Annotated in this window: 7 protein-coding genes and 2 pseudogenes; 5 read left to right on the top strand and 4 right to left on the bottom strand. The window is 69.8% G+C overall.

Going from position 1 to position 9093, the window contains the following annotated elements:
• Positions 1-599: pseudogene (locus A5705_RS28710) on the top strand (FHA domain-containing protein); the annotation flags it as partial.
• On the opposite strand, the pseudogene A5705_RS28705 reads toward A5705_RS28710, so the two are convergent.
• The 3 genes and pseudogenes from A5705_RS28705 to A5705_RS20055 all read right to left on the bottom strand — a co-directional run.
• Positions 587-991, bottom strand: a pseudogene (locus A5705_RS28705) (FHA domain-containing protein); the annotation flags it as partial. The pseudogenes A5705_RS28710 and A5705_RS28705 sit on opposite strands and share 13 nt — an antisense overlap.
• Positions 988-3693: an FHA domain-containing protein gene (locus tag A5705_RS20060; RefSeq protein ID WP_067873763.1), complete on the bottom strand. Its 2706-nt coding sequence runs from the start codon at positions 3691-3693 to the stop codon at positions 988-990. The pseudogene A5705_RS28705 and the gene A5705_RS20060, both read right to left, overlap by 4 nt.
• Positions 3694-3722: 29 nt before the next feature.
• Positions 3723-4940, bottom strand: coding sequence for an NADH:flavin oxidoreductase (locus tag A5705_RS20055; protein ID WP_067873766.1), 1218 nt, complete (start codon positions 4938-4940; stop codon positions 3723-3725).
• 230 nt (positions 4941-5170) lie between these two features.
• Here A5705_RS20055 and A5705_RS20045 point away from each other — a divergent pair, with 230 nt between their 5' ends.
• Both A5705_RS20045 and A5705_RS20040 read left to right on the top strand, forming a co-directional pair.
• Positions 5171-6019: a bifunctional methylenetetrahydrofolate dehydrogenase/methenyltetrahydrofolate cyclohydrolase gene (locus A5705_RS20045; RefSeq protein ID WP_067873773.1), complete on the top strand. Its 849-nt coding sequence runs from the start codon at positions 5171-5173 to the stop codon at positions 6017-6019.
• A gap of 3 nt (positions 6020-6022) precedes the next feature.
• Positions 6023-6298: a DUF3017 domain-containing protein gene (locus A5705_RS20040; RefSeq protein WP_067873776.1), complete on the top strand. Its 276-nt coding sequence runs from the start codon at positions 6023-6025 to the stop codon at positions 6296-6298.
• Positions 6299-6404: 106 nt separating this feature from the next.
• Here A5705_RS20040 and A5705_RS20035 read toward each other — a convergent pair whose 3' ends face one another.
• Complete coding sequence (locus A5705_RS20035) at positions 6405-6869, bottom strand: DUF732 domain-containing protein (RefSeq protein ID WP_067873780.1); 465 nt, start codon at positions 6867-6869, stop codon at positions 6405-6407.
• Between the two features lie 283 nt (positions 6870-7152).
• Between A5705_RS20035 and A5705_RS20030 the strand changes: the two genes are divergently transcribed.
• Positions 7153-8586: an FAD-binding oxidoreductase gene (locus A5705_RS20030; RefSeq protein ID WP_197516885.1), complete on the top strand. Its 1434-nt coding sequence runs from the start codon at positions 7153-7155 to the stop codon at positions 8584-8586.
• The gene (locus A5705_RS20025; RefSeq protein WP_068279501.1) at positions 8586-8987 is read left to right on the top strand and encodes a VOC family protein; all 402 of its coding nucleotides are present in this window, start codon (positions 8586-8588) and stop codon (positions 8985-8987) included. Before A5705_RS20030 ends, A5705_RS20025 begins: the two co-directional genes overlap by 1 nt.
• Positions 8988-9093: the final 106 nt, after the last annotated feature.

Genomic DNA, 9093 nt, shown 5'->3' with positions numbered 1-9093 from the left:
TGGCCGACACCGACGTCGACCTTCCGCTGGAAGCGCCGATACAGGCGTTGCAGGCCGGCCTGGCTCACCGGTGCCCGCCCACCGAGATCGGGGTGAGCGGCGAGATCGCCGAGTTCCCCACCACCAGGGTCAAGGCCCTGGAACCCGATGCGACGCCACGCGCCGGCAGCGCCGCCTGGATCGGGCGCTCGCTCGACAACGACATCGTCATCCACGACGTGCTGGCGTCGCGCCACCACGCGTTCCTGACCGCCACGGCGGTCGGCACCGAGATCCGCGACGCGCACAGCATCAACGGCACCTTCGTCAACGGGATCAGGGTCGGCTCCGCCGTGCTCGCCGAGGGCGACGTCGTCACGATCGGCAACGTCGACCTGGTGTTCACCCGCGGCATGCTGGTCCGCCGCCAGGAGGTGGCGGCGCGGACGGGCGGGCTGGAGGTGCGCGAGGTCAACTTCGGCATCGGCGACAAGAACCTGCTGGAGCGGGTGTCGCTGACCGCCAGGCCCGGCACCCTGACCGCGATCATCGGCGGGTCGGGCGCCGGCAAGACCACGCTGTCGCGGCTGATCGCCGGATACGCCACCCCGACCGCGGGCGGTGGGCGCACCGGCAGCGGGCCGCTGGGCGCCACGATCGTCGGGATCGTCTCCGTCGGGGGCAGCAGCCCGACGGTGCCCTGGTGCTGCCCGACGTGGAACGTGATCCGCGGCCCGTCGGGCTTGCCGATATTGACACTCTGGCCGTCCTGGATGTCGACCGCAGGCACCCGCCGGCCGTCGAGGAAGACCCCGTTCAGCGAATGGTTGTCGAGGGCGACCCAGCGGCCCTTGTCGAAGCGCAGCAGCAGGTGCGCCCGGGCGATCAGCGGGTGCGCCACGCGCAGGTCGGCGCGCACGTCGCTGCCGACGACCACGTCGCGACCGGGCGCGAAGTTACCCTCCGAGCGTTGAGATCGCACCGTCAGCACCGGCTGCGCGGGCTGAGTCATCGACGTGTCAGTCGTTTCCTTGACTTGGCGGCGGCCAGGGTCGGCACGTGCCGCTTGAGCCGGATCTTCCACCACACGATGGCGCTGTAGGCGACGCACAACGCCAGGAGCATCCCGATGTCGAACAGCCAGGCGCTCGCCTTGTGGTCGAAGTGCTGGTCCTTCGGGTCGGTCGGGCCGACCACCAGACGGTGGGTGTCGATCGTCGACGCCGCCGAGGCGTAGCCCCACCGGGCCGGCGTCAGCCAGGACAACTGGTCGAGCACGGGCCGGTTGGTCACCCAGATCAACCCGCCGCAGAACACCAGCTGCGACATGATGGCGACCACCAGCAGCGGCATGATCTGGTCCTGGGATTTGGCGATCGCCGACAGGGCCATCCCGAGCAGCGCCGAGGCCACGCACGTCAGCGCGACGTCGACGAACAGCTCGAAGCTGACGTTGCCCAGCATCACGGCTTTGGCGATCGGCTGGCCCCAGCCGATCACCGAGATCACGGTCGCGATGCCCGCCTGCATGACCGCGAACGCGCTGAACACGACAATCTTGGCGGCCAGGTACGAGACGGTCGACAGGCCGACGGCCTGCTCGCGTTTGAAGATCGGGCGCTCGCCGACGAGGTCGCGGATGGTCAGGGCGGTGCCCATGAACACTGCGCCTACGGTGAGCATGACCAGGATCTGGTCTGGCTGGTTGGGCGAGTTGCTCATCGGGTCCCCCATGCCGTACCCGGTCTTGCCGCGCACGGTCAGGGTGAGCACGCCGATGAGGAACGGCAGCAGTGCCAGGAACACCGTGTAGCCGCGGTCGGAGATGACCAGGCGCACCTGGCGGCGCGCGACCGTGGAGAACTGGCGCAGCACGTCGGTGTGCACCGGTTCGCCCAAGTCGGCCGGGCTGGACTCGGACGGGGCCGGCATCTCCGGCGGCCGGTTCTCTGCCAGGAAGCGGCGGTTGGCCTCGTCGGGGTCGGCGCCCACCTTGGCGAAGATGTCGGCCCAGTTGGTGGTGCCCATGGCCGCGCCGATCTGGCTGGGCGGCCCCAGGAACGCGGTCTTGCCGCCCGGCGCCACCAGCAGCAGCTGATCGCAGACGTCCAGGTAGGCCACCGAGTGGGTGACGACGAGCACCACGCGGCCCGCGTCGGCGAGCTGGCGCAGCATCATCATCACCTGGCGGTCCAGCGCCGGGTCCAGGCCGGTGGTCGGCTCGTCGAGGATCAGCAGCGACGGCCCGGTGAGCAGTTCGAGCGCCACCGAGGCGCGTTTGCGCTGGCCGCCCGAGAGCTTGTCGACGCGGGTGTCGGCGTGCTTGGTCAGCTCCAGCTCCTCGAGCACCTGGGCAACGACCTGCTCACGGTCGGCCTTGCTGGTGTCGGGGGGCAGTCGCAGCTCGGCGGCGTAGCCCAGCGCCTGGCTGACGGTCAGCTGCCGGTGCACGACGTCGTCCTGCGGGACCATCCCGATCCTGCTGCGCATGGAGGCGTATTCCGCGTGGATGTTGTGGCCCTCGAAGGTCACCGAGCCGGAGGTGGGGCTGGTGTAGCCGGCGATCAGCCGCGACAGCGTGGTCTTGCCGGCGCCCGACCCGCCGATGATGGCGGTCAGCGTGCCGGGGCGGGCGGTCAGCGAGATGTGGTCGAGCAGTTGCTTGCCGTGGTCGACCTCGAAGCAGACGGCGTTGACCTCCAGGCCCCCGGTGCGGGTCGCGGCCTCGGTGCGACGGACGAGGTTGTCGCGGGTGAAGACCAGGTCGACGTTGCCGATGGTGACCACGTCGCCCTCGGTCAGCACCGCCGAGCCGACCCGGACGCCGTTGACGAAGGTCCCGTTGACGCTGTGCGCGTCGCGGATCTCGGTGCCCAGCGGGGTCTGGGTCAGGAACGCGTGGTGGCGCGAAGCCAGCACGTCCTGGATGACGATGTCGTTGTCGGTGGCGCGGCCGATCGTCACCGCTCCGCTCGGCTTCGGCATCGCACCGGACCGTCCCGGCATCAGCGCCTGGAACATCTTGGTCGCCAGGTTGGCGACCTCGGGCGGCTTGGTGAGGTTGGCCGACATCTCGGTCTCCGGCGCCGCCTGCGACGTCATCTGCGGGTGCGGCTGGAAATTCGGCGGCGGCGGCGCGCTGGTCGGATAAGCGGGTGGCCGGCCGCTGACCGGGTACACCGGTTGCCCCGGCGGCGGCGGGCCCGGATGCGGGCGCCGCGTCCCGTGCTGCGCCCAGATCGGGACCCGACCCGGGCCGGGTACCCCGGGCGGGGGAGCGGGCGGGGCGGCGACGGGAGGGCCCGGCTGACCGGACGGCTGCGCGGCCGGCCATGCGGTGCCCGCGTGCGCGGCGACGGGGATGCCCATCGATTCGGTGCGGGGCGGGCGCCCGGCCATCCCCAGGTGGCGCCCCACCTCGAAGGTCAGCTGCGGCCCGTCGGGATTGCCGATGTTGATGCTCTGGCCGTCGTGGATGTCCACCACCGGCACGCGGCGACCGTTGACGAAAGTCCCGTTGAGCGAGCCGTTGTCGATCGCCAGCCATCGTCCCTGGTCGAAGCGCAGCAGCAGATGGGCGCGCGAGATCAGCGGGTGCGTGATGCGCATGTCGGCCCGCAGATCGCGCCCGACCACCACGTCGTGGCCCGGCGCGAATGTGCGCTCCGACCCGTCATGGCGAACGGTCAGCGCTGGCGGGGCGGGTGCACTCATTGCCACAACTCTAGCGGGTGCACCTGTTTTCACCCTGTGGGCAGATTCACCGAGTCCGGGGCGCCGGTGACCACGCAGCGGGTACGGGTATAGATCGTCGGCATGCACCGATTGCAGTGCGTGCACGCCGAATGCACGCTGCGCGCAGCGCCGTCGGCGGCGATCCGATTGATCAGGTCCGGCTCGGCCAGCAGCGCCCGGCCCATCGCGACGAAGTCGAATCCCTCCGCCATCGCCAGGTCCATCGTTTCCCGGTTGGTGATGCCGCCGAGCAGGATCAGCGGCATGGTCAGCTCGGCGCGGAACAGCTTGGCGTCACGCAGCAGGTAGGCCTCGCGGTACGGGTACTCGCGGAGGAACTTCTTGCCCGTCATCCGCATGCCCCAGTTCAGCGGCGGCTTGAACGCGCCGGCGAACTCCTTGAGCGGCGCGTCGCCGCGGAACAGGTACATCGGGTTGACCAGCGAGCTGCCGGCGGTGAGTTCGATCGCGTCCAGCCCGCCGTCGTCCTGCAGCCACTTGGCGGTGGTCAGCGACTCCTCGGTGCTGATGCCGCCGCGCACCCCGTCGGCCATGTTGAGCTTGGCGGTGACCGCGATCGGCGTGCCCTCCTTCTCCACGGCGCGCCGCACGGCCATGACGATCCCGCGGGCGACCTTGGCGCGGTTCTCCAGCGATCCGCCGAACTCGTCGGTGCGGCGGTTGATCAGCGGAGACAGGAAGGCGCTCGCCAGATAGTTGTGGCCCAAATGGATTTCGACGGCATCGAAGCCGGCCTCGATCGCGAGCCGGACCGCGTTGGCGTGTCCTTCGATGACGTCGTCGATGTCGTCGCGGGTGGCCTTCTTCGCGAAGCGCATCCCGATCGGGTTGAAGAACCGTACCGGCGCCAGGGCGGTGGCCTTGTTGGACTTGGCGTTGGCGACCGGACCGGCGTGGCCGATCTGCGCGCTCACCGCCGCGCCCTCGGCGTGGATCGCGTCGGTGAGCCGGCGGAACCCGGGCACCGCCTCCGGGCGCATCCAGATCCCGTTGCCCTCGGTGCGGCCGCCGGGGGAGACGGCGCAGTAGGCGACGGTCGTCATGCCGACCCCGCCGGCGGCCGGCAGCCGGTGGTATTCGATCAGGTCATCGCTCACCAGCGCGTTGGGCGTGCGCGCCTCGAAGGTGGCGGACTTGATCGTGCGGTTGCGGAGCGTGATGGGGCCCAGCTTGGCCGGGGAGAACACGTCTGGAGGGGTAGACATGCGAGGAGCTTAATGGGGATCGTGAGCGCTGCGGAATGGCGATCGCGAGCGCGGCGGAATGGCGATCGCGAGCGCGGCGTAATGGCGATCGCGAGCGCGGCGGAGCCGGGCGAAGCGGGTCGCCATCATCGGGCGGAGCCGGGCGAAGCGGGTCGCCATCATCGGGCGGAGCCGGGCGAAGCGGGTCGCCATCATCGGGCACAGCACTGCGGCGTGCCAGACTGTCAGGCGTGGGCGCAATCACGCTGGACGGCAAGGCCACCCGGGACGAGATCTTCGTCGACCTCAAACAACGCGTGGCCGCGCTGACGGCATCGGGCCGCACGCCCGGGCTGGGCACCATCCTGGTCGGCGACGACCCTGGGTCGCAGGCCTACGTCCGCGGCAAGCACGCGGACTGCGCCAAGGTCGGCATCACGTCGATCCGCCGCGACCTGCCCGCCGACATCAGCACCGCCCAGCTCAACGAGACCATCGACGAGCTCAACGCCAACCCGGAGTGCACCGGTTACATCGTGCAGTTGCCGTTGCCGAAGCACCTGGACGAGAACTCGGCGCTCGAACGCGTCGACCCCGCCAAGGACGCCGACGGCCTGCACCCGACCAACCTCGGCCGCCTGGTGCTGTCCACCCCCGCGCCGCTGCCGTGCACCGCGCGCGGCATCGTGCACCTGCTGCGGCGCTACGACGTCGAGATCGCGGGGGCGCACGTGGTCATCATCGGCCGCGGCGTGACGGTCGGCCGCCCGCTGGGGCTGCTGATGACCCGGCGCTCGGAGAACGCCACGGTGACGTTGTGCCACACCGGAACTCGCGACCTGCCGACGCTGACCAGGCAGGCCGACATCATCGTGGCCGCCGTCGGCGTGCCGCACCTGCTGACCGCCGACATGGTGCGCCCGGGCGCCGCGGTCGTCGACGTGGGCGTGAGCCGCACGGACAACGGCCTCGTCGGCGATGTGCACCCGGATGTCTGGGAGGTGGCCGGCCACGTGTCACCGAACCCCGGGGGCGTCGGCCCGCTCACGCGCGCGTTCCTGCTCACCAACGTCGTCGAATTGGCCGAGGGACGGCAATAAGACGTGCGGGCGACCCTGCGGGCCCAGTGGCCGATCCTGTCGGTCGGGCTGATCTTCGCCGCCGCATTTGTCTTGGCGGGGGCCAACTTCTGGCGTCGCGGTGCCTTGCTGATCGGCATCGGGGTGGGCGTGGCGGCGATCCTGCGGTTGGTGCTGTCCGAGGACCGGGCCGGCCTGTTGGTCGTCCGCGGCAAGGGCACCGACTTCGTGACCACCGCGACGGTCGCCGCGGCGATGGTCTATATCGCCTCGACCATCGACCCGCTGGGGACGCGTTAGCGGCGATCGCAAGCGCGCGTAGTCGGGCGCGGCGGGTCGCCGCCATCGGGCGAGCGGCGATCGCAAGCGCGGCGTAGTCGGGCGCGGCGGGTCGCCGCCATCGGACTCAGGCGCCGGGCATTCCGGGGATTTGACGAATGCCGGGGATGCCGCCGGCAAGCCCGGGCAGGCCTCCGGGAATTCCGGCGGCCGGGTTGCCGCTGGCGATGTTGGCCATCTCCTGCGGGCAGTACATCTGAATCGCGATCGTGGTGAACATCTTGGCCATCCCCGGTGACAGGCCGCGATTGCTGACGCTCGCCGCGGCGGCGGCGAAGTTCCCGCCCGGCTGGGCGAGCATCGGGCAGATGGACTCGCCCACCTTCATCGCGTTGCCCGGCTCGCCGAAGTCGATGCCGGCGTGGTTGAGCGCGTCGATGAAGGCGTCATCGGTGCCGGCGTCGGCCTCGGCCGGCGCCGCGAACGCCGCGGCCACCGTGAGGAGGCCGGCGGCACCGGCCAGCAGCCGAATGGTCAGGGGCTGGTGACGAAACAGCCAGATCCACCGCTGAGTTCCCGCCAGTGCCTTCATGCCAGCCTCCCCACATGTCGCGGAGTCCACTGATTGCACTCCAGTCACGCTAGGAACTCTGATCTATGACTGTCACGTTTACAACACGGTGCGATAAAGCTTTGCACAATAAGCGTTTCGTAAGGCGGCGGCGCGCCTCACGTCGCTTATTGGCCCTCGGCACGATGGCGCCGCGCCCGGCCGATCGAGGCCACACTGTGACCTGACACTCGCGGCGGGGCCCGGATTTTCGGGTGCCGATTGGACCAGAATCCGGCTCATGACGACGAATCGCAGCCGTCCGCTGGACCATGAGATCTCGCGCCAGACCTTCTTACGCGGCGCCGTCGGGATGCTGGCGACCGGAGCGGTGTTCGGCGCCGCACGGGCGGCCGCCGACCCCGCGGCCGGCTGGGGCGGCCTGGCCTCCGCCATCGGAGGCAGCGTCGCGCTGCCCGCCAACGGCTCCCAATTCTCTTCGGGGAAACAGGTTTTCAATTCGTTCTACAACAACTCCAATCCCGCGGCAGTCGTCACGGTGTCGTCGCAGTCGGATGTGCAGAAGGCGGTCTCGTTCGCGACGGCGAACGGGCTCAAGATCGCCCCGCGCGGCGGTGGGCATTCCTACATCGGTGCGTCGAGCGCCAACGGCACGATGGTGATCGACCTGCGCAAGCTTCCCGGCGGGGTGAACGTCGACGGCGGCGGTAACGCCACGGTCAGCCCGGCGACCACCGTGTACGCGGCGCATCAGGCATTGGCAGGCGCCGGGCGCGCGATCCCCACCGCCACCTACCCCAGCATCGGGATCGCGGGCCTGGCCCTCGGCGGCGGAGTGGGCGCCGATTGCCGCCACGCGGGCCTGACCTGTGATGCGCTGCAGTCGGCCACGGTGGTGCTGCCAAGCGGCGATGTGGTTACGGCGTCCGCCAACGACCATCCCGATCTGTTCTGGGCGTTGCGCGGCGGTGGCGGCGGCAATTTCGGGGTGACGACGTCGATGACCTTCGCCACGTTCCCCACCGCTGACAACGACGTCGTCCGGCTCGACTTCCCGCCGTCGTCGGCGGTGCAGGTGCTCGTCGGCTGGCAGTCCTGGCTTAGCGCGGCGGACCGAAACACTTGGGGCATAGTCGATCTCTCGGTCGGCAACCAGCCGAACTGCCACGTGCTGGCGACCTGCCCGGCGGGCGCCGGTTCCGGTGTCGTCAGCGCGATCAAATCCGCGGTCGGCGTGGCCCCGACCGCGGTTGTCAACAAGACGCTCAGCCACATGGACCTGGTGACGTACCTGGCCGGCGGCAGCTCGACGGGTTCGCCCGTCGGATTCGTCGCGGGCTCCGACGTGCTCTCGACGTTGAATTCGGCTGCGGCCAAGGCGATTGCGACGGTGATCGGGCAGTGGCCGGCCTCCGGCGGCAAGGCGTCGGTGCTCGTCGACCCGCTGGACGGCGCCGTCGGCGACGTGGCACCGGGGGACACCGCCTTCCCGTGGCGCAAGCAGTCCGCGCTGTTGCAGTGGTACGTCGAGCCCGCCGCCAACCAGGTGTCCGCAGCCACGCAGTGGCTGAGCTCCGCGCATCAAGCGGTGCAACAGTATTCGGTCGGTGGCTACGTCAACTACCTGGAGGCCAACAGCTCGGCGTCGCGCTACTTCGGCTCGAACCTGGCGCAGCTGACGACGGTGCGGCAGAAGTACGATCCGAACCGGGTGATGTACTCGGGGTTGAACTTCTGATGGCAGCACCCGGTGAGCTTGCGCGCGTCCGCTATCTCGTCGACGACGTGCGGGCGGCCGTCGACTTCTACACGACCCACCTGGGTTTCAGCGTCGACCTCGACGCAGCGCCCGCCTTCGCCGCCGTAGTCCGCGGACCGCTGCAACTGCTGCTGTCCGGACCCAAGAGCTCCGCGGGGCGACCGATGCCCGACGGCGCGACGCCGGAACCCGGTGGCTGGAACCGCATACAGCTTGTCGTCGACGACATCTCCGCCGAAGTCGAGCGGCTGCGGGCGACCGGCGTGATTTTCCGCAACGACATCATCAGCGGCCCGGGCGGACAGCAGGTCCTGCTGCAGGATCCCGCTGGCAACTTTGTGGAGCTGTTCCGGCCCACGTCGCGCGCCGACACCCGCTGACGAAATAACTTGGGCCACTTTGGTTTCAGTGGTCACAAGGCGGCGGTTTTTGTCGGTGGGTGTTCGTAGGGTTTGGGGTATGGGTGCGAGCAGTCGTGAGGAGATC

Origin of the sequence: Mycobacterium sp. E787 (assembly GCF_001668725.1) — a bacterium.
Classification (GTDB): domain Bacteria; phylum Actinomycetota; class Actinomycetes; order Mycobacteriales; family Mycobacteriaceae; genus Mycobacterium.
This window is presented reverse-complemented; position numbering and strand designations above follow the sequence as displayed.